General features: G+C 42.9%; 27 protein-coding genes. 1 reads left to right on the forward strand and 26 read right to left on the reverse strand.

Features of this window, described 5'->3' with window-relative positions:
- Positions 1 to 229: 229 nt before the first annotated feature.
- From BEP19_RS12605 to metG, 24 genes are all read right to left on the reverse strand, one after another.
- Positions 230 to 847 carry a nuclease-related domain-containing protein gene (locus tag BEP19_RS12605; protein ID WP_120190272.1) on the reverse strand — a complete coding sequence of 206 codons (618 nt, stop codon included), beginning with the start codon at positions 845 to 847 and terminating at the stop codon, positions 230 to 232.
- A gap of 298 nt (positions 848 to 1145) precedes the next feature.
- Positions 1146 to 1439 (reverse strand): RNA-binding S4 domain-containing protein, encoded by a 294-nt coding sequence (locus BEP19_RS12610; RefSeq protein WP_120190273.1) that lies wholly within the window; start codon positions 1437 to 1439, stop codon positions 1146 to 1148.
- Positions 1440 to 1447: 8 nt separating this feature from the next.
- Entirely contained in the window at positions 1448 to 2905 is a 1458-nt protein-coding gene (yabN, locus tag BEP19_RS12615; protein WP_120190274.1) for a bifunctional methyltransferase/pyrophosphohydrolase YabN, read from the reverse strand.
- A gap of 13 nt (positions 2906 to 2918) precedes the next feature.
- Positions 2919 to 4556, reverse strand: coding sequence for a putative polysaccharide biosynthesis protein (locus BEP19_RS12620; RefSeq protein ID WP_120190275.1), 1638 nt, complete (start codon positions 4554 to 4556; stop codon positions 2919 to 2921).
- Between the two features lie 123 nt (positions 4557 to 4679).
- Positions 4680 to 5219, reverse strand: coding sequence for a stage V sporulation protein T (gene spoVT / locus BEP19_RS12625; RefSeq protein ID WP_120190276.1), 540 nt, complete (start codon positions 5217 to 5219; stop codon positions 4680 to 4682).
- A 191-nt stretch (positions 5220 to 5410) separates the two neighbouring features.
- Positions 5411 to 6451 (reverse strand): peptidylprolyl isomerase, encoded by a 1041-nt coding sequence (locus BEP19_RS12630; RefSeq protein ID WP_170145366.1) that lies wholly within the window; start codon positions 6449 to 6451, stop codon positions 5411 to 5413.
- A 25-nt stretch (positions 6452 to 6476) separates the two neighbouring features.
- Entirely contained in the window at positions 6477 to 10025 is a 3549-nt protein-coding gene (mfd, locus tag BEP19_RS12635) for a transcription-repair coupling factor (protein ID WP_120190278.1), read from the reverse strand.
- Between the two features lie 125 nt (positions 10026 to 10150).
- Entirely contained in the window at positions 10151 to 10372 is a 222-nt protein-coding gene (locus tag BEP19_RS12640; RefSeq protein WP_120190279.1) for an anti-sigma-F factor Fin, read from the reverse strand.
- Positions 10373 to 10512: 140 nt separating this feature from the next.
- On the reverse strand, positions 10513 to 11070 hold the full coding sequence (gene pth / locus BEP19_RS12645; RefSeq protein ID WP_120190280.1) for an aminoacyl-tRNA hydrolase: 558 nt from the start codon (positions 11068 to 11070) through the stop codon (positions 10513 to 10515).
- Between the two features lie 104 nt (positions 11071 to 11174).
- The gene (locus BEP19_RS12650) at positions 11175 to 11804 is read right to left on the reverse strand and encodes a 50S ribosomal protein L25/general stress protein Ctc (protein ID WP_170145367.1); all 630 of its coding nucleotides are present in this window, start codon (positions 11802 to 11804) and stop codon (positions 11175 to 11177) included.
- 79 nt (positions 11805 to 11883) lie between these two features.
- Positions 11884 to 12834, reverse strand: a complete 951-nt coding sequence (locus BEP19_RS12655; RefSeq protein WP_120190282.1) for a ribose-phosphate diphosphokinase — start codon at positions 12832 to 12834, stop codon at positions 11884 to 11886.
- Positions 12835 to 12854: 20 nt separating this feature from the next.
- The gene (gene glmU / locus BEP19_RS12660; RefSeq protein WP_120190283.1) at positions 12855 to 14234 is read right to left on the reverse strand and encodes a bifunctional UDP-N-acetylglucosamine diphosphorylase/glucosamine-1-phosphate N-acetyltransferase GlmU; all 1380 of its coding nucleotides are present in this window, start codon (positions 14232 to 14234) and stop codon (positions 12855 to 12857) included.
- Positions 14235 to 14410: 176 nt separating this feature from the next.
- Positions 14411 to 14701, reverse strand: a complete 291-nt coding sequence (gene spoVG / locus BEP19_RS12665; protein WP_120190284.1) for a septation regulator SpoVG — start codon at positions 14699 to 14701, stop codon at positions 14411 to 14413.
- A 135-nt stretch (positions 14702 to 14836) separates the two neighbouring features.
- Positions 14837 to 15208, reverse strand: coding sequence for a RidA family protein (locus BEP19_RS12670; protein ID WP_120190285.1), 372 nt, complete (start codon positions 15206 to 15208; stop codon positions 14837 to 14839).
- Positions 15209 to 15224: 16 nt separating this feature from the next.
- Complete coding sequence (gene purR / locus BEP19_RS12675; RefSeq protein WP_120190286.1) at positions 15225 to 16058, reverse strand: pur operon repressor; 834 nt, start codon at positions 16056 to 16058, stop codon at positions 15225 to 15227.
- Positions 16059 to 16098: 40 nt separating this feature from the next.
- Positions 16099 to 16995: a 4-(cytidine 5'-diphospho)-2-C-methyl-D-erythritol kinase gene (ispE, locus tag BEP19_RS12680; protein ID WP_120190287.1), complete on the reverse strand. Its 897-nt coding sequence runs from the start codon at positions 16993 to 16995 to the stop codon at positions 16099 to 16101.
- 134 nt (positions 16996 to 17129) lie between these two features.
- On the reverse strand, positions 17130 to 17315 hold the full coding sequence (locus BEP19_RS12685; protein ID WP_120190288.1) for a small, acid-soluble spore protein, alpha/beta type: 186 nt from the start codon (positions 17313 to 17315) through the stop codon (positions 17130 to 17132).
- Positions 17316 to 17442: 127 nt separating this feature from the next.
- The gene (locus tag BEP19_RS12690) at positions 17443 to 17721 is read right to left on the reverse strand and encodes a Veg family protein (RefSeq protein WP_120190289.1); all 279 of its coding nucleotides are present in this window, start codon (positions 17719 to 17721) and stop codon (positions 17443 to 17445) included.
- Positions 17722 to 17887: 166 nt separating this feature from the next.
- Complete coding sequence (yabG, locus tag BEP19_RS12695) at positions 17888 to 18784, reverse strand: sporulation peptidase YabG (protein ID WP_120190290.1); 897 nt, start codon at positions 18782 to 18784, stop codon at positions 17888 to 17890.
- Between the two features lie 56 nt (positions 18785 to 18840).
- Positions 18841 to 19728 (reverse strand): 16S rRNA (adenine(1518)-N(6)/adenine(1519)-N(6))-dimethyltransferase RsmA, encoded by an 888-nt coding sequence (gene rsmA, locus BEP19_RS12700; RefSeq protein ID WP_120190291.1) that lies wholly within the window; start codon positions 19726 to 19728, stop codon positions 18841 to 18843.
- Positions 19725 to 20276 carry a ribonuclease M5 gene (gene rnmV / locus BEP19_RS12705; protein WP_120190292.1) on the reverse strand — a complete coding sequence of 184 codons (552 nt, stop codon included), beginning with the start codon at positions 20274 to 20276 and terminating at the stop codon, positions 19725 to 19727. Before rnmV ends, rsmA begins: the two co-directional genes overlap by 4 nt.
- 60 nt (positions 20277 to 20336) lie before the next feature.
- Positions 20337 to 21383 carry a resuscitation-promoting factor gene (locus BEP19_RS12710; RefSeq protein WP_120190293.1) on the reverse strand — a complete coding sequence of 349 codons (1047 nt, stop codon included), beginning with the start codon at positions 21381 to 21383 and terminating at the stop codon, positions 20337 to 20339.
- 121 nt (positions 21384 to 21504) lie between these two features.
- Entirely contained in the window at positions 21505 to 22269 is a 765-nt protein-coding gene (locus BEP19_RS12715) for a TatD family hydrolase (protein WP_120190294.1), read from the reverse strand.
- Positions 22270 to 22347: 78 nt separating this feature from the next.
- Positions 22348 to 24339: a methionine--tRNA ligase gene (gene metG, locus BEP19_RS12720; RefSeq protein WP_120190295.1), complete on the reverse strand. Its 1992-nt coding sequence runs from the start codon at positions 24337 to 24339 to the stop codon at positions 22348 to 22350.
- Between the two features lie 351 nt (positions 24340 to 24690).
- On the opposite strand from metG, the gene BEP19_RS12725 reads away from it, so the two are divergent.
- Entirely contained in the window at positions 24691 to 24948 is a 258-nt protein-coding gene (locus BEP19_RS12725; RefSeq protein WP_120190296.1) for an AbrB/MazE/SpoVT family DNA-binding domain-containing protein, read from the forward strand.
- Between the two features lie 39 nt (positions 24949 to 24987).
- On the opposite strand, the gene rsmI is transcribed toward BEP19_RS12725, so the two are convergent.
- Entirely contained in the window at positions 24988 to 25869 is an 882-nt protein-coding gene (rsmI, locus tag BEP19_RS12730; protein ID WP_120190297.1) for a 16S rRNA (cytidine(1402)-2'-O)-methyltransferase, read from the reverse strand.
- The gene (locus BEP19_RS12735) at positions 25869 to 26621 is read right to left on the reverse strand and encodes a tRNA1(Val) (adenine(37)-N6)-methyltransferase (protein ID WP_120190298.1); all 753 of its coding nucleotides are present in this window, start codon (positions 26619 to 26621) and stop codon (positions 25869 to 25871) included. The genes rsmI and BEP19_RS12735 overlap by 1 nt, the downstream gene beginning before the upstream one ends.
- Positions 26622 to 26679 lie beyond the last annotated feature (58 nt).

Genomic DNA, 26679 nt, shown 5'->3' on the forward strand with positions numbered 1-26679 from the left:
TTGCGCTGCCAAAGATGAGCAAGTAATCCTTGATTGCTTGATTGTGGGCTGTTTGCGATATCACTTTGCAGGACCGACAATACCAATGATATTTTATCCGCTCCATCGGTATGCATTCACATTCAGGGCATTGGACGCCGGTAAGGATTTCCTCGGGATCTATCGCAAATTGCTTGAGAGGAGTTAGTTTAGGGGGAGTGTCAGCTTCAAGAAGCAGCTCACGAAGTTTTCATAACTTGTAAGGAGTCAGGACTTTTTGCTTGTATTGCGCTTGTGTTATGTGGCGGATTTGATCGGGGATTTGATCGGGGATTTGTTCCGCGAAGAGCATTTGGCGGTAAATATCGTTGGAACCTTCATTTGTCTTCAACATGGATGTGGAATTACCGATCAAGACTAATCCTGCGATGGGAATCGAGATGCGTTGAGTTCGCAACCAATCGGTAAGAACGGCGCGCTGTCTATTCAGTTGCATAATTGGGTCGGGAAAAGAGGTTTCCTGATTTTGATATTTCCGAATAAAACGTCTCGTATGCTGATCATAAAGGAGCTCCCCGAGGAAGTTTTTAGATTCAACAACGAATAACGCATGCGGAGAAACGATCAAAGCATCTAATTGACACATCTTTTTATTCGCAACCAGTCTTAGATCAAAAAATAGGTCATATTCCTGTTCACTTAAAAAGTTCAGATGGTAAGCTAACTGCTGTTCACCCACATACCCGGCCCAACCTTTTTGTAAACGAGCTGTAATTTCTGGCCGTTTTTTATGGCGGGGCGACAATCGTCTAAGTAAAGCTTCTTCCACCTGAACCTGCAGCGGTAAATTGAGCGGCTTTCTAATCATTGCGCAGCCTCCTTTTAAGAAAAACCTTCTAGATTTATCGTGAAATCCCTTTTAGGTCACAAAATTGTCAACTAGGTCACAAAAAATAGTTCCTGCTCATTTTGCAGGAACTATTACAAATAAGCTGTCCTCTTTTAGTTCGGTACAGCATACCCGCGACCGATTTTCAGTCGCAGGAGGCACCACGGGTCTCAGTCTCCCAGTTTCGGTAGCCGAACGCTATGAACGCTAGACTGGAACAGCCTGGACCCGCGAATCCTGCGGCGGAAGCGGGCCTCACACACGCTTCGCTCGCTGTTTACCAAGGGTAATCAGCGTCGTTCGTTTCCTCTTGCCGCTCGATCCGTTCCTCGGAAACGAGCGTGTACATCGTGGCGGCTTCCTCTTTCCTTGTCGTATCCACGATTCTTTCAATTTTAACCGTCGCTAATTTATTGCCGTAACGGATCTCCAGCTCGTCCCCAACTTTTACAGCGCTGCCCGATTTAGCTGGGCGCCCATTAAGTTGAACCCTTCCCTTGTCACAGACCTCTTTAGCCATCGTTCGTCTTTTAATTAAGCGTGATACTTTTAGATACTTGTCTAAACGCAACTACATCCCTACTTTCGCTTCGCCTCTTGCCAAAGCGCCTCCATCTCATCCAATGTTGCCTCAGGCAGCGGCTTATTCAATGTATTTTCGATATACTGGAACCTTTGTTTAAATTTGCGATTGGTTAAAGCTAACGCTTCCTCTGGGTCGATCTTTAAAAAACGCGCTAAATTGGCAGCGGCAAACAACAGGTCCCCAACCTCCTCCTTTGCGTGTTCCCAAGATTCAGCTGTTTTTACTTCTTCCAGCTCTTCTTCAATTTTAGCATAAACATCCTGAACCTGGTCCCAATCAAATCCAACCTTTGAGGCCCTTTTTGAAAGTTCATAGGCAACCATCAAACCAGGCAGCCCTCGCGGAATCCCATCCAGTAAAGACCGCCGTGTCAAATCGATGCCCTTTGCTTCCTTTTCCCGCATTTTGATTTGATCCCAATTAACGACTGCTTCCTCTCCCGTGTTCGCCCGTTTTGCTCCAAACACATGAGGATGACGACGAATGAGCTTTTCGTTCAACTCAAAAATAATGTCGTCGATCATAAAATCCCCATTATCTTCCGCAATCTGGGCGTGTAACATTACTTGCATCAGCAAATCGCCCAATTCTTCACACATCGCTTCAGGATCATCATCATCGATCGTCTCCAACACCTCATAGGCTTCCTCAATCAAGTGTTTGCGAATAGACTGATGCGTTTGTTCGCGGTCCCACGGACAGCCCTCGGGCCCACGCAAGATTGCAATAATTTCGCGGAGGGCATTAAACTGTCGATTCAAGATTACGTCTTCCGCCGTCGGTGGAACGTATACAGCAGCCAGATTATCGACACCTTGCCACTGGTGGTCCAACTCGTACAAAGGCATTTTACTCACTTTCTCTTGTCCCGCCACTCCCGCAGCGCTCACAAATGTTATTTCGTAATCATCAGGATAAACATCCATGAGCGTTAATTTCACATCGGCAGCCGTCAAATCATCATATACTTGAGTGATAATCAGGTGCGCCCACGGATTCAACAACTTTTTATCTAAACTAAGCGCATCAAGCAGAGTAAACCCTTCAGAAGGATCTACCCGCAACGCAGAAAATAATGGATCAAGAAAACTTTGTCCGCCTTGTATATCGACCTCAATGCCTCGTTGCGCGCCTTTTTCAAGCAACAGTAGCGTTGTCTGTTCTGCAACAAGCGGATGTCCTGGCGCGGCAAATAAGAGAGTTTGTCCGTCACAGGCCTTTTCGATCAGCTCATTCGCGATCCTTTCATAGACTTCCGCAAACTCAGCGACTTGTTCATATAACGAATCATAGGAAACAATCTTAATGCCTTGTTCTCGCAACTGGGCAACAACAGGGTGTTGTTCCGTTCTTACATACAATTGTTCAGCCGCTTTTATTGTTTCATATGTACCTAATGTTAATTGATTGATATCACCGGCTCCAAGTCCAATAACCGTTATTTTACCCATCCCTAAACCACCTTTATTTTTCTCGAAGTAAATGTAGCTTGCTCAAAAGCGGGACAATTTTATTTACCTTTGGAATCAATTGCATATCTGTTTTCGTGATGGAACCAGAAATAAGCAAGGCAATCCCGTATGCAATCGCCCCTGTTAAAACAGAAATGAAAGCGACGACTGAAAAATAAAGACGGTACGATGAAATAACATCCACAAATATATTCATACTTAATCTTTCTACCGCTAAAACGACAATCGCCATCATCAATACAGCTAATAACGGCTTAATGAAAAACGACTGAAAGCGGATTTTGATGTTCGTGTATCGGACAACTGCCCGCAAATTTAGCGCCGTCGCAACCGCATAAGCGATGACAGTCGCCAAAGAAGCACCTGTTATTCCAAGTATGGGGATAAAAATCATGTTTAATCCAACCTTAAACAAAACACCAACTAATAAATTTCGAGCTGGCAAAATGACTTTACCCAATCCTTGTAAAATCCCTGCCGATGTAATCCCAAGCGTAGAAAAAATCGTCGTAAAAGAAAGAACGATTAACGCTAACGTCCCTTCATTATTTTGATAAAGCATTATATTAACAGGTTCAGCTACGACCGCTAGACCGATCGAAGTTGGTAAACCGATCATCAGCGTTAAACGCAATGCCAGCTCGGCGCGGTTTTGAATAGTCGCATAAGCCCTACGCGCATTCGCTTCAGAAATGGCGGGCACTAAGGATAACGAGAGAGCGGTGGCAAAAAAGGCCCCGAATGAAACCAACGGTTGACCTCGATCAAAAATTCCTTTCAGTATGTTTGCTTCCTCAGCGGGATAGCCTGTCTTTACCAACAAGTTAGCGACAGTAAATGAATCCGACAACTGTAACAAAGGAAGCACTAGCGCCCCAAAACAGATGGGAATCGCATAGTAAAGAATCCTTTTTATTAAGCTTAAAGACGATTCCTCTGGAAACCTGCGCGCGGCATCCGCATCAACAGTGATAACTTGCGCCTTTTTATTATGTCGCCAAAATACAAGCAATACTAAAAAACCAGTTAACGCGCCGGTAAAGGCCCCAAAAACGGCTCCCGCCCCGGCCAAATACTCGTTCCCCGTTGTATTCATAAACCAATAGGCCAAGAAAATAATCGTTGCAACACGCACAAATTGTTCTGATATTTGAGAAATGGCGGTTGGGGCCATATTTTGATGCCCTTGAAAATAACCTCTCATCGCCGCCATTGGCGGAACGATTAATAAAGCAAAGGAGACGCTGCGAATCGGTAATGCAAGCTGATGGTTCCCCATCTTTAGAGCAATCCAATCGGCGGCCGAATATAATCCCGCAAACGTAATCAATCCAGTGAAAACTAACGTAACGACAGAAACCCTGAATACTTTGCGAACACCATATACATCGCCCAAGGCTAATTTTTCAGACACCATTTTGGAAATTGCAATTGGAAAACCAGCCGTTGCTAAAATTAACAATGTTCCATATAAAGGATACACTTGCGTATAAACATAGTACCCCAAATCCCCAGTGATGTTCTGATACGGGATGCGATAGATCAACCCGAGCATCTTTGAAAACAAGGAAGCTAACCCTAAAATTGCCGCCCCTTTTAGAAAGGTAGATCCATCCACCTTTTTTGACATTGCCTTTTCTCCTTCCCCACACATCAAAACTTTTCGTATTATATCATATGCATGTACAAACACAAAGAGCCCTTCCAAACCGTTGTAATGCGGTTGGAAAAGCTCTAACTCTTGTCCACTTTATTATTGTTCCATTTGTTTTGCTAAAAAGCCAGCTGCTGTTTCCGCCATTTTTGTTTCCAAGTCACCCATTTTTACAGCATCTTCTTTACTACAAAGGATAACGGATCCAATCGGATCGCCGCCAGCTACGATTGGAGCGATAACAACCGATGAATAGCTCTCATTCACATCACGGCTTATTTCATAATTACCGGCCCCTTCGATTAGCGTCTTCCTTTCTTCCATACATGTTTCAACCATGGCCCCAATGGGCTTGTCCATAAATTCTTTTTTACTTGCCCCGGAAACAGCGATTACAGTATCGCGGTCAGAGATCAACGTAATATGTCCGATACTCTCATAAAGCGAATCAGCGTATTCCTTGGCAAAATCACCAAGCTCACCAATCGGTGAGTATTTCTTTAAGATTACCTCCCCATCTCGATCAACAAAGATCTCAAGAGGGTCACCTTCACGGATTCTTAATGTACGGCGAATTTCTTTTGGAATAACCACTCGTCCTAAGTCATCTATTCGACGTACAATTCCAGTTGCTTTCATAATCTAGATGCCTCACTTTCACTCGGAGTTTTCAATTGACTGGAACTACCCTGTTCTACTGGTTGGGGGTTACCTTGTTGTTTCCTGGTGTAGGGATAGTATATATCTCCTTAATGGAGAATATTCACTAATATGGAATACCTACTTTTGGAATTCGTAAAAAAAAAAAAGTAAAAGCAGAATACCTGCTTTTACTTTTCATCTTGTTTTGGAAGGTGAATATTCTCCTCTTTTAATATTTCCTTGAGATCTTGATTTACAAATTCAAGATACTTTTGATCTATAATTTCTCCTACAAACCGAGCGCGGGCAATTCCTTGCAATTGATCAACAGTATGTTCCGTTCGCTTTTCTACTCTTAGGATATGGTAGCCATATTCGGCCTTAATCGGATCGCTAATTGTATCAAGCGGGAGTTCCGCGGCGGCCTTTTTGAATTCTGGGACCCATTCGGTCACATACACATCTTCATATAAGCCACCCGTCTCCTTACTTCCAGGATCATCTGTATACTCCTTCGCTAATTCCGCAAAATCTTCTCCATTCCGCAGTCGCTCTGTTATTTCTTCGGCTAATTTCCTCGCTTCCTCATCTGAACGCGGTTTCTCGCCATCAGCCAGTCCTGTTGGCGGTTCGCCCACCGCAATTAAGATATGACGAACAGAGGCGACGACAAAGCTGTCCTTATCCTCTTGTTTGGTAGCCTCATACTTTCGTTGCATGTCTTCATCCGTCACTTTGGAACCAAGATGATTGGATGCTAAAAAATACTGCCTATAGAATTGTTCTAATTGTTGGTCAGTAACATCTTGATCCTTCATTTGCTTCTTTAATCGTTTTTCATCGCCGTTGTAAACAGTTAAATACTCTGATTTAAGTTGATTGATTTGATGTTGAACTTGTTCATCTACACTTTCACTTTGGTCCGCTCGATTAGCTAGCGTTTCTTCCGCGACATATCTTTCAATTAGATACGTTAACGCCTGCGGATCATTCTGTTGTATGGCTAATCCATATTGAGGGTTAATAAACACTTGTACGCGTAAATAACTTTCAAATTGTTCCGCTGTTAATGAACCGCCCTCATATTCAGCGACAATAGCTTGTGGCTCAAGTCCTAAACTAACATCAACGATTGGCACGGGATTATCAGGTTGTTGATCTTCATTCCCTCCAGCGGCCGTACCGCCCTTGCCTGAACTGCAAGCGGTAATTGAAAAAAGTAAAGTCAATGCTAATAAGATAGCCCCCCACCTTTTAGTTAGCCACATTGTTCATTTCACCCTTCGCTTTTTTGACTTGATTAAATCCTGAAAGGAACTTCTCAACGAGTCTAACTCCCTCTTCAGGCTTTAATCCATTTACTTTAACTGTGATCGATAAGTGTTGTCCAGTCGCTAAGTTTATTCTGCGTTCAAATTGATTAGCTAGCGAAAAAAGTTTGGTTCCATCGATCTGAGTGTTTTGATCTTCGTGAAGATGGATAGTCAGATCGTTTCCCTTTTGAACGATACTTGTAATCCGATAGAGGCGTGAGTACACCCTGAGCCTAGCTACCATTAGTAAATTTTCCACAGGCATTGGCACATCGCCAAAACGGTCCACAAGCTCTTCTTGTAAGTCCTCTACATCCTCCATTGTAAGCGCAGCGGCAAACTTTTTATACATATCAATTTTTTGCTTACTATCTTGAATATACTCTGATGGAATAAAGGCATCTAACTGAATATCAATTTCAGGATGAATCGTCTCTTCTTCTTGCGGACCACCCTTTAACTCATCGATAGCTTCCTTTAACATTTGACTGTATAAATCGAATCCAACTGAGGCGATAAAACCATGTTGTTCTGCGCCGAGTAAGTTGCCCGCGCCGCGAATCGATAAGTCGCGCATCGCAATTTTAAAGCCCGAACCGAGTTCGGTAAATTCCTTAATTGCCTGCAAGCGTTTTTCCGCGACTTCTGTTAAAATTTTATCGCGTTGATAGGTAAAGTAAGCATACGCCATTCGATTGGAACGACCGACCCGACCCCGTAATTGATACAACTGAGACAACCCCATGCGATCCGCGTTATGAACGATCAATGTATTTACATTTGGAATATCGACCCCGGTCTCGATAATTGTTGTGCTGACTAACACATCGGTTTGTCCTTCTAAGAAATCTAACATCACGCTTTCTAAATCACTTTCTTTCATCTGTCCGTGGGCAACAGATACTTTTGCGTCAGGCGCCAGAAAAGAGATTTGCTCAGCCATTTGCTCGATCCCTTGTACTTGATTGTACAAGAAGTAAACTTGACCACCACGCGCCAACTCACGCTCAATCGCTTCTCTGGCAAGCGCGGCGCTATACTCTAACACATACGTTTGGACGGGGAAGCGGTTTTCAGGCGGCGTTTCAATCACTGAAAGATCGCGCACGCCAAGCATTGACATGTGTAATGTTCTTGGAATCGGAGTCGCTGTAAGCGTCAAGACATCGACATTGCTTTTTAGCTGTTTTAACTTTTCTTTATGCGTTACACCGAAACGCTGTTCCTCATCTACGATTAACAATCCCAAATCCTTAAAAATGATATCCTTTGATAATAAACGATGCGTTCCAATGATGATATCGAGCCTACCCTCTTTCAGCTTCTTAATCGTTTCATTTTGTTCTTTACGGGAACGAAAACGACTCAAAACCGCGATCTCCACAGGGTAGTCAGCGAATCTCTCACGGAATGTTTCAAAATGCTGTTGAGCTAAAATGGTTGTAGGCACAAGCGCCGCAACTTGTTTGCCATCCATAACCGCCTTAAATGCGGCCCGAATAGCCACTTCCGTTTTTCCGTATCCGACATCGCCGCATAGTAAGCGATCCATTGGTCGGACCCGTTCCATGTCTTCTTTAATCTCTCCGATCGCCGTCAATTGATCCGGCGTTTCATCGTATGGGAACATTGCTTCAAACTCGCTAACCTCCGGATTATCAGGTGAAAACGCATACCCTTGCGACGCCTCGCGCTTAGCGTATAGTTTGATCAGATCGGCCGCAATATCCTTAACGGAAGATTTTACTTTGCTCGTTACTTTACGCCAATCACTACCGCCCAATTTATATACTTTCGGCTCTTTATCCTCATCGGCAACGTAACGTTGAACGAGATCGATCTGCTCGATTGGGACATACAATTTATCATTACCCGCGTACTTTAAGTTCAAGTAATCTTTGTGAATTCCATTGATCTCTAACGTCTCAATTCCCAGGTACTTTCCAATTCCATGATTGATGTGAACGACATAATCGCCAACTTTTAATTCGTTATAACTCTTTATTCGTTCCGCGTTGCTCATATTGGACCTAGTTCTTCGCGCTTTCCGTTGGTTCTGCGTAAAGACTTCTGATTCCGTTACGATCACAAGTTGATGCATCGGCAATTCAAACCCGGATTGCAAACTGCCCACCAAAATAGTTGGCCTTGCGCTAACGAGTTGGTCCACTTCTTCTAAAATTAGGTCAACATCCAAATCGTGGTCATGGAATACTCTTTCTAATCGTTTCGCCCGTTCCTCATCTGCGGCTAAGAAAACAACCTGGTTGTTGAATTTAACCCAACGATCCACCTCAGTCTTCAATACGTTCATCTGTCCATGGAAGTTCTGAACCATTTTGCAATTAAAATTAACGATATTCTGCGGCGCTGTTCTTGGAATTTGGCGTAGAAATACACTCAAGTGAATAACTTTATGCTGCCTGTTATTGATAATGTCGGCGTATTGAAAAGAAATTGGTATATTGTTTGTAAATTCTCCTTCTGCAATAAGAGCCGTCTTCCACTCGGCCTCATCTTGTTCCAAATTATCCGCTGTCTCCAGTACCCGTGACGGTTCGTCTAACACGATCACTGTGTCATCTGGCATATAGTCTAGTAAATTTTGATAGTTTGGATAGAGCAAGGAAATGTATTTATACATGCTTTGAAAACGTTGCCCTTGTCTTAGCTGTTCAATTTCCCAACCGATTTTTTCCGATAACTTTTCCTTTACAGCTTGATCTTTAATCGACTTTAAAGACTCGCCCAATTTTTGCTCGAGTCGATTAGCGGCTTCCATTAAAGTAGGTAGGTTACCAAATACCTCTTGAGTTGGAGGAATGACAATAGAATCGATTTTATCAATCGATCGCTGCGAAGCAACATCGAACGATCGAATGGAATCGATTTCAACATCAAATAATTCTATTCTGACTGGATCTTCTAAATCAATCGGAAAAATATCCAAAATTCCGCCTCGAACACTAATGTGCCCCTTACTTTCTACCATCTCCACCCGTTCGTATCCTATCGAGAGCAGCTGTTTAAGAGCAGCCTCTAAATCTAACTCTTGACCAACGGTTAATTCAACTTGCGACTTACGCCAAATCTCTTGCGGTGTAAGAATTCTTCGACAGCCCGCGTAAGGAACAACTAAAATTTTACGTGTTTGTTCATTTAATTTATTCAACACTTCAATCCGATTGGCGAGTGTTTCTGGACTAGCAATCGCCATTTCAGAAATAATTAATTCATTTGCGGGAAATAAAAGTACCTCTTCCTCCCCAACCAATTCCAACAGGTCCTCATACACCTTTTGCGCCTGAAACATATTATGGGTTACGACTAAAAGCGGTTTATTCAATTCACGATAAAGCGCGCTTAAAAAAACCTGTCTAACAGAGCCGCTTAGGCCTGCTACCATCTGTTCATTTAGCCCCTGATTGAAACCAGTTATGATCGATTGGAAGTCAGGATTAGGAACAAACTTACGGATAATCCCTTCCAATAGAACCCCCCCTTTCCACTATTGAAGCGCTTTATAAAGTGAAAAGAAGCCCCAGCCAATCTAGCTAAGGCTCTTTTATAGTGAGTTTGAATGAATTGCCTGCAGAAAAATAACCCCCTAAAGCGCTATTGCAGAGGGTTAGTTAATTCTGGGTGGCGCTGTACTGCCTCACTGCAGTAATCACATGTGACATGAGCTACCAAATCGCCTCCCGCTTCATAGCTTATTATATGTTTTCGCTCTTCGGGGGTCAAGAAATGCCAACCTAATTGCATTTCCGAAACCTGACTTGCTTCAATATGCCCATGAATCGATTTACAATACGGACATACATACTTAATAGACATGATTATGCCTCCTATAGGGGGTTTATTACTATAAGACAGTATTCCCCCTACACTGGCAAATCATACCGGACTAAGATCCATCCCCAGGACGATACCGATTTGAACCTATTATTAAGAAAAGCAATCGCCTACGGCTCCATTCAATTAAACTTATTCATAACCTGTTCAAAAGGTTCTTCTAACCAAGCCTCAGCCGCAGCAGCTGACTTCTCTACAGCCGTTGCAACATCTGGTCGTTCCTCAGCTAGAAATGGACCGAGCACATAGTCAACGATCTTTCTCCCTTGCGGCGGCCGACTAATTCCAACACGAACGCGACAAAACTGTTCGCTTCCAACATGTTGAATAATAGACTTTATGCCATTGTGACCCCCCGCGCTTCCTTTTAACCTCAGGCGAATCTGACCTACCTCCGTATCTAAATCGTCATAAATAACCAATATGTCCGCTAGTTCTAATTTAAAAAACTGCATAACTTGGTTCAACGATTCCCCTGAAAGATTCATATATGTAAGTGGTTTAAGCAAAGCGACTTTCTCAGAGCCGAACCTTCCTTCTCCATAGAGGCCTTTAAACTTGAGTTGATTCAACTCAATATTTAGTTTTTCAGCCAATTCATCTATAACCATAAATCCAACATTGTGCCTTGTGCCCTCATATTGCTTTCCAGGGTTTCCTAAGCCGACAATGAGTTTCAAAAATGTTACCCCCCATTACGTCTCACATAATAAAAATAAAGAAAACTGTGTGAAAGGTATACTTGTCACACAGTTTCTCCTAGTTAATTACTCTATTCAAGCTACTACTCTTCTTTATTATCGGCATCTGACGCATCTGCTGCTTCGGCCGATTCTGACGCATCTTCTTCATCGACAGACTCTTGACGAGGAGCTGTGACAGATACAACCCCTTCTTCCGCTTCTTGTTGAATTTCAACCCCAGCGGGCACTTCTAAATCTTGAACAGTAATCGTATCCCCAATTTGTAAGTTGGAAATATCGACCGTTATCGAATCTGGAAGATCAGCAGGCAAACAGCGGACCTCAACTTCCCACAATAGATGTTGTAACACACCGCCAGCTTTTGCTCCTTCAGCTTCACCCGTGAGAATCACTGATACAGCGGCAACCATCTCTTCCGTCATATCAAGTCTTCTAAGATCAAGATGTAAAATTTCATTTCTGATTGGATGCGTTTGAATTTCAGCGATGACAACCTTTTCTTTCGGCCCCGCTTCAATCGCTAGATCTAGGATTGCGTTTCTTCCTTCCGAACGCAATGTTTGATTTAATTGCGATTCATTTAAATGGATCACTTCGTTATCCTTATTCATCCCGTATAATACACCTGGGACTCGTCCACTTTTCCTTAATTCATTCAAACCTGACCTCGATTTTGATTGTCTTCTTTGCGCTTCTAATAAAGCTGCCATATAAATATCCACCTTTCTCATACATGTTCATCTCTATATTTTCCCTCTTTATTGAGGGCTCAAACCCAAAAGTTTACTTTTAATCGAACAACTTACTTACAGATAATTCTTCATGAATACGAACGATCGCCTCACCAATAATAGGCGCTACAGATAATACCTTGATCTTTGGAATTAAACGATCTCCTGATAAAGCAATCGTGTTGGTGACGACCAATTCTTCAATGCTGGAATTAGAAATTCGATCAATGGCAGGACCTGACAGCACTGGATGCGTGCAGCAAGCATATACTTTCTTTGCTCCACTCTCAATCAATGCGTTCGCCGCTAATGAGATCGTTCCCGCCGTATCGATCATATCATCGATCAGAATGGCTGTTTTCCCTTCAATATTACCTATAATATTCATTACTTCGGCAACATTGGGTTCTGGTCTACGCTTATCGATAATCGCAAGAGGGGATTCGAGACGTTCGGCCAACTTTCTCGCCCTTGTCACTCCGCCATGGTCTGGAGAAACAACGACGACATCTTCCAATGCTTTTTCCTGGAAATAAGCGCTTAGGATCGGAATCCCAAGTAGGTGATCAACCGGGATATCAAAGAAACCTTGAATTTGGGTCGCATGTAAATCCATGGCAATGACCCGATGGACACCAGCCGTTTCCAAGAGATTTGCTACCAATTTAGCTGTAATTGGATCGCGCGCCCGCGCTTTTCGATCTTGTCTTGCATAGCCGTAATACGGCATAACAACATTAATGCTTTTTGCCGAGGCTCTTTTTAAAGCGTCAACCATAATTAACAATTCCATTAAATTTTGGTTAACAGGGGCGCTCGTCGATTGAATGATAAACACATCAGCTCCGCGCACACTTTCATTCAACTTAACTTGGATTTCTCCGTCACTGAAGCGAACGACTTCAGCATTTCCTAACGGCAAACCGATGTGATCGGCGATTTCCTTAGCTAATTGCGGGTTTGCATTACAAGTGAATACCTTCAGCTTTGGATCTCGATAATTGGCCATGATAATCTTAAACCTCCAACCTATTTTTCCTTGCGAAGAAATTTTTCTGCATAACCTTCTTTGTTTGTTTGCCTCTCTCTTGCTATAGCTAAAGCCTGTTTTGGGACGTCCTTCGTAACGGTGGAACCCGCTGCTACGTAAGCTTCATCACCAATCGTTACTGGCGCGATTAAATTTGCGTTGCAACCAACAAAAGAACGATTCCCAATGATCGTCTTATGCTTTTCCTTGCCGTCAAAATTAACTGTAATCGTGCCACAGCCGATATTTACGTCGTCACCTATTTCCGCATCGCCTAAATACGAAAGATGAGCAACTTTTGACCCGTTGCCTAAACGCGTGTTTTTCAGCTCTACAAAATCACCGACTCGAACACCTTCCCCCACATCGCATCCAGGACGCAAATAAGCGAAGGGACCAACATCGGCTTCCTTTCGAATGAGACTCTCTAAAACAACTGTATATCGAATTGTAATTCCATCTTCAACGGTTGTGTCGGCAAGATCCGCGTTCGGTCCAATCAAACAGTCTTCCCCAACTTGTGTATTTCCTCTTAAGAAACAACCAGGTTGGATCACAGTATCGGCCCCAATTTTGACATCTGGTTCAATATAAGTCGACAACGGATCAATGATGGTCACGCCATTTCGCATATGAGCTTCATTAATTCTCTTTCTCATAATTTGTTCCACTTGCGAAAGCTGGACGCGATCATTAACACCCATCCCTTCCTGTGGATCTTCAGTTACATAGGCGGATATAGTCGCTCCCTCGCCCTTCAAAATCTCAATGACATCTGTCAGGTAGTATTCCCCTTGCGCATTTTGATTGTCTACCTTTTTCAACGCTTGAAATAACTTCTCGTTATCGAAACAGAAAATTCCTGTATTAATCTCACGCGCCGTTCTTTCTTCATCCGTTGCATCTTTATGTTCCACAATTTTAGCCACAGATCCATCCGCATTACGAATAATTCTTCCGTATCCTGTCGCATCCTCTAATATAGAAGTAAGAATTGTAGCGGAAGCGCCTGTCTGGTTGTGGCGTTCCATTAGTCGTTGTAGTGTTTCATCTGTAATTAAAGGGGTGTCCCCTGTAACAACCAATGTTGTTCCTTGCTTTCCTTCCAAATAGTCACTGCTCATCATGACCGCATGAGCCGTTCCTAGTTGTTGCTCCTGATGAACGTATTGAACGGTTGAGCCCAACTGACTCTTTACCTGTTCAGCGCCGTGTCCAATGACCACAAAAACCTCATCTATTAAAATATCGCCTAGGCGATCTACGATATGCTGAACCATCGGCTTTCCACAAACAGGATGCAACACCTTATACAACTTTGATTTCATTCGAGTGCCTTGGCCTGCCGCCAAAACAACCGCATATTTTTGTTGAGCCATGGTTTCCCCCCGATATGTACGGATTTACATTGTATCAACTATGAACGCCCGATGATACCCCATTATGAATATAGCTTAATCGTAAAATGATTTCAAGGTATCCTAACATAATGCCTAAGCAAGGACAACCCAAAAGAAAGAAGACCTCTTAGCTGAGGTCTTCTTTCTTTTGGTCATTAGGCCCCTTCTACAAGGTGCTCTTCTTCCTCCTCGAGACCAACCCGATCATATTCAGCAAGAACTGCGGCTTGGATCTTCTCACGGGTAGATGAAGAAATCGGATGCGCAATATCCCTAAATTCCCCATCTGGAGTTCGCTTACTTGGCATCGCTACAAACATTCCATTGTTACCATCAATAACGCGAATATCATGAACGACAAACTCGTTATCAATTGTTATTGAACAAATGGCTTTCATACGTCCATCCGTGTTGACGCGGCGGAGTCTTACATCTGTCACTTCCATCTGTTACACCACCCTATTTCGAAGATATATGCTTGTACCCTTAAATTTCGTCAAAAGGGGCAAAAAGTCCTTCAAAACTGGCTTAGAAACATTTAGCGATTTTTCGATCTTTTTTGACAAAAACCGCGTCACTGCCTACAAAATGGAAATCACATCAATCTCTACTGCCACGTCTCTTGGCAATCTAGCCGCTTCAACCGTTGATCTCGCAGGCTTATGGGAGGAAAAATAACTTCCATACACTTCATTTACCGCTGTAAATTGATCCATATCCTTCAAGAATACCGTTGTTTTCACTACTTTATCCAAACTGCTCCCAGCTTCTTCAAGGACAGCCTTAATATTCGAGAACACTTGATGCGTTTGCTCCTCAATTGAACCCGTCACTAGCGAGCCATCCGCTTTTAAAGGGATATTTCCGGACACAAACACAAATCCGCCTGCTTTCATTGCTTGTGAATACGGACCAATCGCTTGCGGCGCCTTATTAGTCTGAACAATTTCCATATAATTAACCACCTTCCTAATGACACATTTGAGATAAAAAATTACCTGGATTTACTTTTATTTCCCTATTCCTCGCATCGAGATGGGCGATCTTAGCTAAAGAAACATAATCATCGATTAGTCTTTCTTCTACATCGGCAGCCTCCGCTAATACACCTAACCCAACTACTTTAGCGTTGAATTCTTTGAGCAAATCAATCATACCGCGCGCTGTCCCGCCAGCCTTCATGAAATCATCGATAATGAGCACTTTTGACTTCTCAGGCATCACCCTTCTCGCTAGGGACATCGTCTGAATTCGCTTGCTAGAGCCCGATACGTAGTTAATGCTAACAACAGAGCCCTCCGTCACTTTACTGTCACGTCGAACGATAACAACGGGCGTATTTAAATAATTCGCAGTCGCATAAGCCAACGGAATTCCTTTTGTCTCCACCGTCATCACCACATCGATCTCTCGCTCAGCAAATACAGTCGCCATTATCTTTCCTATTTTATTAAGCGTTTCAGGATTTCCAAGAATATCGGACATATATAAGTAGCCACCCGGCAACAATCGTTCGGATTTCTCGAGAGCGACACAAATTTCCTGGACCACAGTTTCGGCCAATTCTCGTTTTAATAAAGGAATATACTTTACTCCGCCCGCTGCCCCAGCTACCGTTTTCAATAAGCCGCTTCCTTTATATTCGAAGAGTTCCTTAATGATAGAGAGATCTTCGCTAATCGAGGATTTCGCCGAACCAAACTGCTCCGCAAATAAAGTTAACGGGATTAATTTATAAGGATGCTCTAGCAGATGCTGAGTCATATCAACCAGGCGAGAGCTCCTTCTTAACTTCCTTCCCATGTAAGCCGCCTCCATTAACCGAATGTTAAGATCAAATATATCATTTTTGTACGGTTTTTGGCAAGCCAGCATAAGACCTTTCACCAATTATTCGAACGGCGTAAACATCACTGCAAAAGCCACGCAATCCATTGTATATCCGTCCAACCCGGGATTCCTTATCGACCAGACAAAACACCGTTGGACCGCTGCCTGACATTAAAGACGCATCAGCCCCGAATCTCAGCATTTGCTCCTTAATCTTTCTAACTTCAGGGTACAAGGATAACGTGACCGTTTCCAAATGATTTCCCAACGACTTGTATACCTCGTTATAATCACGATTGTTAATTGCATCGATCATTCGTTCGGACCTACGCGGATAGGCTGTAATCTCGCCCATTTTTGTCTTTCCATATATTTCTGAAGTAGAAACAGCGATCGGAGGTTTCGCCAACACAACCCAAGCTGGCGGAGGTGAAGGCAATGTTGTAATTTGTTCACCTCTTCCTTGCGCTAATGCGGTACCCCCATATACGCAGAAAGCCACGTCGGAACCAACTTTAGACCCGATTTCAGCCATTTCCTGCACAGATAAACCGAGTTGCCATAAATTATTTAAACCGCGTATAGCGGCCGCCGCATCCGCGCTCCCCCCAGCCAATCCAGCCGCAATCGGAATCCTTTTATGTATATAAAAGTGGACACCCTGTTTAATTCCTAATTTATCCTTGATGATCTTTGCTACTTGGTAGACAAGGTTTTTTTCTCCAAGCGGCACAAAATACGCTGAACAATCAATCGTAATCTGATCATCTTCACGGGGATAGATATCAATCCGATCCGCTAAATCAATGGTGGTCATTACCATCTCGACTTCATGGTAACCGTCGGCCCGTTTTCCGACAACATCGAGTGTTAGATTTATCTTTGCTGGCGCTTTAACCGATATCCTCATTGTTTTTCACCCGCTCATCAAACAAATATATGTCATTATATTAGCATTACTTTTTCCAAGATGCCAACATCCCCTAAAAAAAGAAACTGAAGCAGCCCAATAGGACCCTCCAGTTTCTTAGGTAGGGAGCATAACTATTTTGATTGAGATTCATTGGCTAACGTTTGTTCAGCAATTTCAATGGCGCGTTTGACCAGGTTACCCGCATCTCTAGTCGTGATTCCACCCCAACCTTCACTTTTGACGGTGTCGTAAAACCCTAGATCCTTGGCTAACTCCATTTTAAACTGCTCCGACATGATCCCGCGTCTGCGACTCATGGGTAGCCTCCTTTTTATCATCAGTTTTCTCCCAACGCTGGTTAGTATGTGTAACCAGCATGATCGTTATGTTCTTATGTATTATCCAATATATAGCGCAAAATAAAAATCAGTAGAACGTTGGGTTCTACTGATCGAATGTTATTTCAAATTCATCACTTTCATCGGGACAAACAGTTAGCATCACTGTTTCTGTTAGTACATCTGCATAACTGTATGAAACACGTTCAAAGGAATGAAGATCTTCGTCCAATTTTACAATAAAAATAGAGGGATAGGTTGATTCAAGAATACCTGTCCTTTCTACTGTCTTACGTCGACCTCGATTTGCCTTGAGCACAATCCGTTCACCAAGATGGGAATCCAAGACACGCTTAATATCCATTAAAGTATTATTGTTTGCCATGTATATGACCACCTCACTTATGTATGATTATAACACATCGCATTTATTATGTCAAATAAATTTTTAATTATATCAACTTCTTTAACGATCTGTCAATGACAATTGTATTACAACTTTCAACAAAAAAACCCATTCATAAGAGTGGGTTTTTAAACTTTCCTTTATTTTACCTATTTTGCTTCCGCATATGGTCCGTAATCGGCAATCCTAAGCGAAACGTTCCAAAGGTTTCAATCCCACCTAACCCATCGATTCCTGTTATTGTGTTTTTTGCCAATTCAAAAACGTTAATCGTCTCTCGAATCGAAGTAAAGGCTACCTTCTCAACAATATAAACAGGATCTAACGTATGGATATTTATTCGTTTGGGTGAGCTCGCGAAATTAGCCCCGGCTTTTAGTAAACTTTCAAACTTTGACTGACAGGCTCCGGCAAAAATAATAAGCCGATCTTTATCAGGTTCATAATTTCGGGCCTCGATTACCGCTTGTACAAAGTGTCGTGAGTTTCGGTACGAATCTAATGAATCCTCTTCCCCGCCTGCTTGTTTTCGATACGCATCATGCCCCGTAATGACCAACGCGCTCGGTTGATGCTGCTTAAGAAGCTTGCCGATTTGACGCGGCATCTCACTCTCAACCATGTGAACTCCTTTGACCGGAACGCCCAGCTCCTGATAAACAGATAGACAGCGCTCTAAATATCTACTGTCCCCATCAAGATGCAGCACCGAACCAGGGATTTCAAAGGAAAGTGACTGCTCATCTTCTTCCCGACTGACATAGCCTGCTTGCAGCCAGTGATTTTTTTCACGCATTAATCTTCGTTCCTGTTGAATTAGGCGCAGCGACTCTCGGTTACGACTGTCACTCTTCTCCTTTTCCAAACGCAACCGTTCGGAGTTGATTTTTATGACATCATCTAACGGCGCATCTGCTACCAAACGGACATCTAAACCTTGCAGTGTAGCTGTTTTTTTCTCTTTGTTAATACTCAACACCATAAAAACGATATCATTGCCATAGGACTTCCTTGTCACCGTGTCCCCCACGCGTATTGACATAAAAACCCTCCTCCTTGCTACTGTATGTCAGGCAAAGAAAAGGGTGTATGTCTTATCTAATCCTCATTTGCTTGGTATCCAGCCTCAGCGATCAAGCAGGTCAACCTAGCGAATTCAGCGATCGTTAATGTCTCTCCCCTTCTGATTGGATCGATTTCCGCTTGCTCTAATATTTCTGTCAAAAGTTCACGATGTTCTTTCCCAAATAGAGAGCTCACTAAGTTGTTGTAAATCGTTTTGCGGCGTTGTGTAAAACACGATTTGATCACTTTAAATAAAAATTGGCGATCGGCAACTTCGACCGGTGGCTTGCTGCGGACTGCTAGCTTCAAGACGGCCGAATCGACATTCGGCTGGGGGATAAAGACACTACTCGGCACAATCATCGCGATTTCAGGTTCCGCAAAATATTGAGCGATGATACTTAGCGCCCCATACTCCTTGCCGCCTGGTTTCGCGCAGATTCGTTCAGCAACCTCTTTTTGAATCATAACCACGATGTTTTGAACAGGCAGCTCTTCCTCCAAAAATCTCATCAAAATCGGACTTGTCACATAATAAGGTAAATTCGCGACTACGCTTACTTTTTCATAACCCAAAAACTTCTCTGCAAACAAGGCTCTTAGGTCCACTTCCAACACGTCCCCGTGGACAACATCCACATTAGAGTACGGTTCTAACGTATCTTGTAAAATAGGAAGCAGCCTCTGGTCCAGCTCAATCGCCACCACCTTCCCCGCGGCGCGCGCTAATTGTTCTGTTAGAGCTCCAATACCTGGACCGATTTCAAGCGCTGCGGTCATATCATCTAACTCGGCAGCCTTAACGATATTATGTAAAATGTTCGTATCGATCAAAAAGTTTTGACCCAAACTTTTCTTGAAAGAAAAGCCATATTGTTTAAGAATTTGCTTCGTCCGGGACGGTGTCGCAATATCTTTCATTCTTCATCTCCTCCCAAAGTATCAACCGCCGCTTCAAATTCTCGCTTCGAAATTTGCAGCTGATTTAATCGCTTGTGTAACTGTTTCGCATTTGCGTAACCAACCCCTAACAATTCCCCAAGTTTCTTTCGATTCTGTCCCGAATTAGGCCCGCCGACAAGTCCCGCGCTCTGCAACTCTTGGAATGAAATCTCTTCTTTAAATCCTCCTAAAACTTCCGTTCGAACATCTTGCAACGCTTTTCTAATCACATCATCCGACGCGTTTTCAACACCTAAATTTCTTTTTCCCCGCCCCTGGTCCTCCGTTATAAAGGCATGTTTACAACCTGGCACAGCTTGACTGATTTGTTTGCGAATTTTTTCGCCTGGGTAGTCAGGATCCGTAAAAATAATCACACCACGCATTTGTTGCGCGCGTTTGATTCTTTCAATTACCTGATTCGACAAAGCCGAACCCCCGGTTTCAATTGTATCCGCTTGGACAGCGCGCTGAATCGCAAGCGTGTCCGACTTCCCTTCAACAACAATCACTTCTTTAATCATCATTCATCTTACTCCTATGCAGTAAAAAGCTGTGTTTCAAAGAAACACAGCTTATGTTTACATTTATTGTGGTTTGTTTTTACCAATCACATACACGGCCTTACTTCTACGCATACCGAAATTCCTAGCTTGCTGGTCATTTTCAAAATAAACATCAATTTTATTTCCCTTGACCGCCCCGCCTGTATCTTCCGCCCTGCGATAACCAATTCCCTCAATATAGACCCAAGTGCCCATCGGAATTACACTTGGATCGACCGCAACGGTACGACCCTCTTGCGCTCGTTTACCTGACGCGGTAATCGCGTAAGCCGGATGATTCGCATCTTTCCCAGTATGGGCTGCCCCGGCTGCATAGGCCGTAAGCGTCACATTATTAATTACCCGCCTCGGTGTGAAACTCGCCCCACCCCGTGACACGGTAACCAACGCTCCAATGGCAACAACACGATCCTGCGTTGGCTCAATCACTTTTGTCCCAACTAACTGTCGGGATTTTTCCACACCATTTTCAAAGACAACTTCGTATTGTTGCAACGCTTTGCCAGGCTGACCCTCTTGAATGACTTTCCGCTCTCCTTCAGCTAACAATAAATCCTTCCTACTCACTTCATTAAACGGAATTTGTTCCTCTTTTTCCTCTATCTTTTTCTCAACTCGCGTTATATAAATCGTTCCATCAGCTGACACTTCATCAGATAACGACGGATGAACACGATCAAATTCCCCCAATACAATTTGTTCATCCGCCAAGATAGCTTGTACCTTTTTTCGGTTCGTTGTGACAACCTTTTGTTGCCCCGCTTCCAAAATCTCAACTTGCCATTTTTGCGTATATGTGACTTTCAGTCCATTCTTAATCTTTTGGTCTAACTCAGGATAGACTTCGTCAAAAGAACTGACTTGCTCATTTTGTTCTTGTAAAAACTGGGCAACTGTTTTTGCCTTTGTTTTTACTGTTAAGCTTTCGCTGTTACGAACGAATTCCACCTTTTTGGGTTGACTTACTTGATATACCCAGATAAAAGCTCCTGTAATTAAAAGAGCGATCAAGATTCCGCCAACTAAAAGACGATTCCTTGAACTCTGGACATCATTTTCTGGATTCATTTTCCATTTTTCCTCCTCTTTAAACTGTGAACATTGTATGAGACGCTCAATTTTTTGTCAAATAGTCTGTTCGTTAAACAGAGAAGGGGAAAAATTACACGAATCCGCAAAGTCAAGCCTGCTATAGCTTAAACAGGCGCTCCGCATTTTCATAGGTAATTTTACACAGTTGCTCATATTCCATATTTCGTAGCTTCGCAATCGTTTCCGCCACATACCGAACATATCCGCTTTCATTACGTTCTCCACGGTAAGGTTCAGGCGTTAAATAGGGACAATCCGTCTCGATCAACAAACGCTCCAAAGGCACCTGCTGCGCAACTTCCTTCGGACGCTTTGCATTTTTATATGAGACAGGACCCGCTAAAGAAATGTAGAAGTTCATGTCTATGCATTCTTGCGCCATCTCTGGACTTCCCGAAAAGCAATGCATAATCCCGCCCACTTCAGCTGCATTTTCTTCGCGAAGGATGTCTAGTACATCTTGATGCGCGTCCCGATCATGAATAATAATTGGCAACCCAACCTCCTTTGCCAATTGAATCTGTTTACGAAACGCTGCTTGTTGCGTATCTCTTGGCGATCGATCTCGATAATAGTCGAGACCAATCTCACCAATCGCAACGACTTTGGGATGTTGACTTAACTCTCTAAGCCAATCCAAGTCCTCATCCCTCATCTCTTTAGCATTATGCGGATGCCAACCTACTGCGGTATAAATAAAATCATATTCTTCCGCAAGCGCTAACGAGGTTTTGTTCGTTGCGCGGTCAATACCGATATTGACAATACGACTTACACCATTTTCTTTGGCCCTTTGAATAACCTCTACTTGATCCTTGCTAAATTGACCTGAATTTAAGTGCGCATGTGTGTCGAATAGCATTAAAACATCTCCTTAATACCCAAAATATGTTGGAAAAAAAGCAATAGTCTTGCTCAGCTAAGCAAGACTGCTTTTTATTTATGTGATCTTCGCTCCATTTGGCATTCCCTCTGGGACAGAAGCCAATTTTAGTTGATCCCCTTCCGAGGCAGCCAGGATCATTCCGTAAGACATTTCGCCGCGTAATTTAACTGGCTTTAAATTCGTTACGCAAATTACTTTTTGGCCCTTTAACTCTGTTGGGTTGTAATACTTAGCAATACCTGAAACTACTTGGCGCTGTTCATAACCGAGATCGAGTTGCAATTTAAGCAATCGATCCGCTTTAGGAACAGGTTCCGCGGAAATGACTTCAGCGACGCGCAGCTCCACTTTCATAAAATCATCAATCGTAATTTCTTCCGCTTCTGGCGCGCTTGGTTGCGCGGATTGTTGTTCCTGTTCCTGTTTCTGCTGATTTTGTTCAGCTTGTTGAAGGGCTGCAGCTGTCTTTTCATCAATCGCCGCCATTTCTGCTTCAAGTTCCAAGCGCGGAAACAGTACGCCCGACCGATCAATCTTAGATCCAGCTGGGAGCTTGCCCCATTGTCCCGCTTGATCCCAATCCACCTCGGGACTGCCCACTTGCAAGCCGAGTTGAGTCCAAATTTTCGCAGGCGTCTTCGTCATAAACGGTTGGATTAGAATTGAAGTGATGCGAATACTTTCTGCAAGATTATAAAGAACCGTCGCTAATCGCCCTCGCTTCGTTTCTTCTTTCGCCAACCCCCATGGCGTCGTCTCATCAATATATTTGTTCGTTCTTCCAACTAATTCCCAAATATGTGTTAAAGCATTACTAAACCTCATATTGTCCAAATGCTCTTCCACTTTACCAACCGTTTGGCGAGCTAGTTCAATCAGTTCTTCATCAAACTCGCCTGACTCTGTTGGAGCAGGGATCACACCGTCAAAATATTGATCAATCATCGCCGTTGTTCGGCTAACCAAGTTACCCAAATCGTTTGCTAAATCATAATTCAATCGTTGAATAAATGCTTCAGGCGTAAACGTGCCATCATGTCCAAAGGCTATTTCTCTAAGCAAGAAATAGCGAATAGAGTCCGAACCATAGCGCTCTATCAAAAATTTCGGATCAATTACATTTCCTTTTGATTTCGACATTTTTCCGTCAGGCATTAATAACCAGCCATGCCCAAACACTTTTTCTGGTAACGGGGCATCTAGCGCCATTAAAATAATTGGCCAGTAGATCGTATGGAATCGCAAGATGTCTTTACCGATTAACTGAACGTTAGCAGGCCAATACTTTTGATATAGACGATCATCATCAGACATAAAGCCGAGAGCCGTTATGTAGTTTGCAAGAGCATCAATCCACACATAGATGACGTGCTCAGGATCGCTCGTAACAGGGATGCCCCAATCAAAGGTAGTTCTCGAAACACATAAATCTTCCAGGCCCGGTTTTAAGAAATTGTTGACCATTTCATTGCGCCTTGAGGCGGGTTGAATAAAGTCCGGATTTTCTTCTATATATTTTAACAATCGATCTTGGTACTTAGACATACGGAAAAAATAACTTTTTTCTTGAACAAGGCTAACTTCCCTGTCGCAATCAGGGCAAATTAACTTCCCTTCCTTTTTCACTTGCCGCTCTGTCCAAAATGCTTCACAAGGCAAACAGTAATACCCTTCGTACTCACCTAAATAAATATCGCCTTGATCAACAAGCTTTTCAAATATTTTTTGCACAACAACTTTATGACGAGGCTCTGTCGTCCTGATGAAGTCATCATACGAAATATCAAGGCGAACCCATAAATCTTTAATCCATTCGACAACAGGATCAATAAATTGAAGTGGCTTTAAACCATCCTCCTCTGCCCGCTTTTGAAGCTTTTGCCCATGCTCATCCGTTCCCGTTAAATAATAAACATCATATCCGCGAAGCCTTTTATATCTAGCCATCGCGTCCGCGGCAATTGTCGTATAAGCGTTTCCTATATGTAATTTGTTACTTGGATAATAAATCGGTGTTGTAATGTAAAATGTTGGTTTACTCGACACGTTTTTTCCTCCCAAACACGAAATCAAAACTTTCCCTATTATCTCATGATAGCCCAAAATATACAAAACCTTACTTCAAACTCCATAAGTATCCTATCAAATTATATCCCATGACAATATGTGACACTAACTGGAATAACTTCGCAATAATTCGACACATTTCACTTATTTTGTCAATAACTTTTCCTATGTTTACATTTAATTTCAAGTTCATTCCAAAATACCGAAAAAATGGGTTGACTAGTTCTGGAAATACTGGTACTATAAACATAAGATATTTTTGTCGAATTTTGACGAGATGATGATTTCTACAAATAGATAAGATCATCCGATTTTGAGAGGAGAATGAAGATGTTGAAATCCACAGGTATTGTACGTAAAGTGGACGAGCTTGGACGTGTAGTAATCCCGATTGAATTGCGCAGAACGTTAGGTATTGGGGAAAAAGACGCGCTAGAAATCTATGTAGATGGGGATCGAATTATTCTCAAAAAATACGAACCAGCTTGTATCTTCTGCGGAAATGCTGATTCTGTAAACCATTTTAAAGGTAAAATAATTTGCGGGAACTGTGTAGCCGAAATCCCCGCTCCAATAAGCAAAATCTAAAGGGTCCTCGCTTAGAGGCCCCTTTTTTACTTTTCGTTTTTAAAATCTTCGATGGTAAAGTTGATATATTTCTCGCTTCGGCGCCTGCCGATCTTCAGCGACTCGTTTAATCGCCTCTTTAGAGCTTTCTCCCGCTTCAATATAGTGATTAACGTGAGCGACCGGGTCCAATTCTTCCCACCAATCATCCGTTATAAGCGGCTTATCAGAAGCATTTCCATCAAGGATAATGGTAAACTCCCCTTTTATTTGCTTTAGCTCACTCAAATATTTAATTGCCTCTTTAATCGAGCCGCGAATAAACTCCTCATACTTTTTCGTTAATTCTCTTGCTATACATATCGATCGATTTCCAAGAACCTCCTGAACTTCGGAAAGTGTTCGTTTAATCCGATGCGGGGACTCATAAAAAATGATCGTTTCTTGGTAAAATTTAATGCGCTCTAATTCATCGCGCAACTGTTTTTTCCCCCGCGGAAAAAAACCGACAAAGATAAACTGTTTCGTGGGCAAGCCAGAAGCGATCAAAGCGCTTAACCCCGCATTCGCGCCCGGGATCGGAATCACAGGAATTTCCAGCGCAGTCGCATCACGCACCAATTCATAGCCCGGATCAGAAATAGCGGGCATTCCCGCGTCACTTACTAAGGCTACTTTTTTACCTTCTTGCAACGATTGAATAATACCTTGTCCGCTTGCTTGCTTATTATGCTCATGATGACTAACCAAGCGAGCTCCAATTTCAAAATGATTGAGTAATTTCTTCGTTTGTCTCGTGTCTTCAGCAGCGATGATATCTACCGATCGTAATGTTTCCAATGCTCGTATTGTAATATCCCCCAAATTACCTATCGGCGTTGACACTAAATAAAGTTGCCCCCCTGAATCAACTGACGCGCTAAAACTCGACTGGATAAACATTATTTTTTGGCCTCCTCTCCATAATATATTTTAAAGATCTCTTGGCTGTATTGACCATCTTCTTCATAAACGATTAATGGCGACAGTAGCTTAAGATCAGGTTTACCATTACGTATCCCTTCAATTAAGATCATGTTTGCCTCTGAACCAAGTTTCGGATGAACAAAGCGGATTCGCTTTGGCTCGATTTGATATTTGCGCATCAACGTCACCAATTCCATAAATCGCGAAGGTCGATGCACGAGGGCTACTTTCCCGCCTGAACGAACGAGACTCGCGCTCGCTCTGATTACATCTTCCAAATTACAGTGAATCTCGTGTCGCGCGATGGCAACATATTCATTCTTATTAATCTCTCCCGTATTTCCAATCATGTAAGGGGGATTGCAGGTGACGACATCGTAAGCGCCAAATCCAAAGCGTTGCGGGGCTTCTTTTAAATCGCCATGAAACACTTCAATTTGTTCGATAAGTCGATTCAATCGCACATTACGCGCCGCCATTTCATACAACCTTTGCTGGATCTCCAAGCCTTCAATTTTTGCTTTAGAGCGGGTCGACAACAATAAAGGGATCACACCATTCCCCGCGCACAAATCCATTATCCTGCCTTTTTGAATCGGTACGGACACAAAATTCGCCAACAAGACAGCATCCATTGAAAAGCTGAATACTTCCCGACTTTGTATTATTTTCAAATCGTGGGTTAGCAAATCGTCCACCCGCTCAGTCGGATTCAAAGATACTTCCATCCATTACCCTTCCTTTCCATCTTAACGCTGCAGGGTAAACAAAACAGGAGGCCTCCCA

This window comes from Ammoniphilus oxalaticus (genome assembly GCF_003609605.1).
GTDB classification, from domain to species: domain Bacteria; phylum Bacillota; class Bacilli; order Aneurinibacillales; family RAOX-1; genus Ammoniphilus; species Ammoniphilus oxalaticus.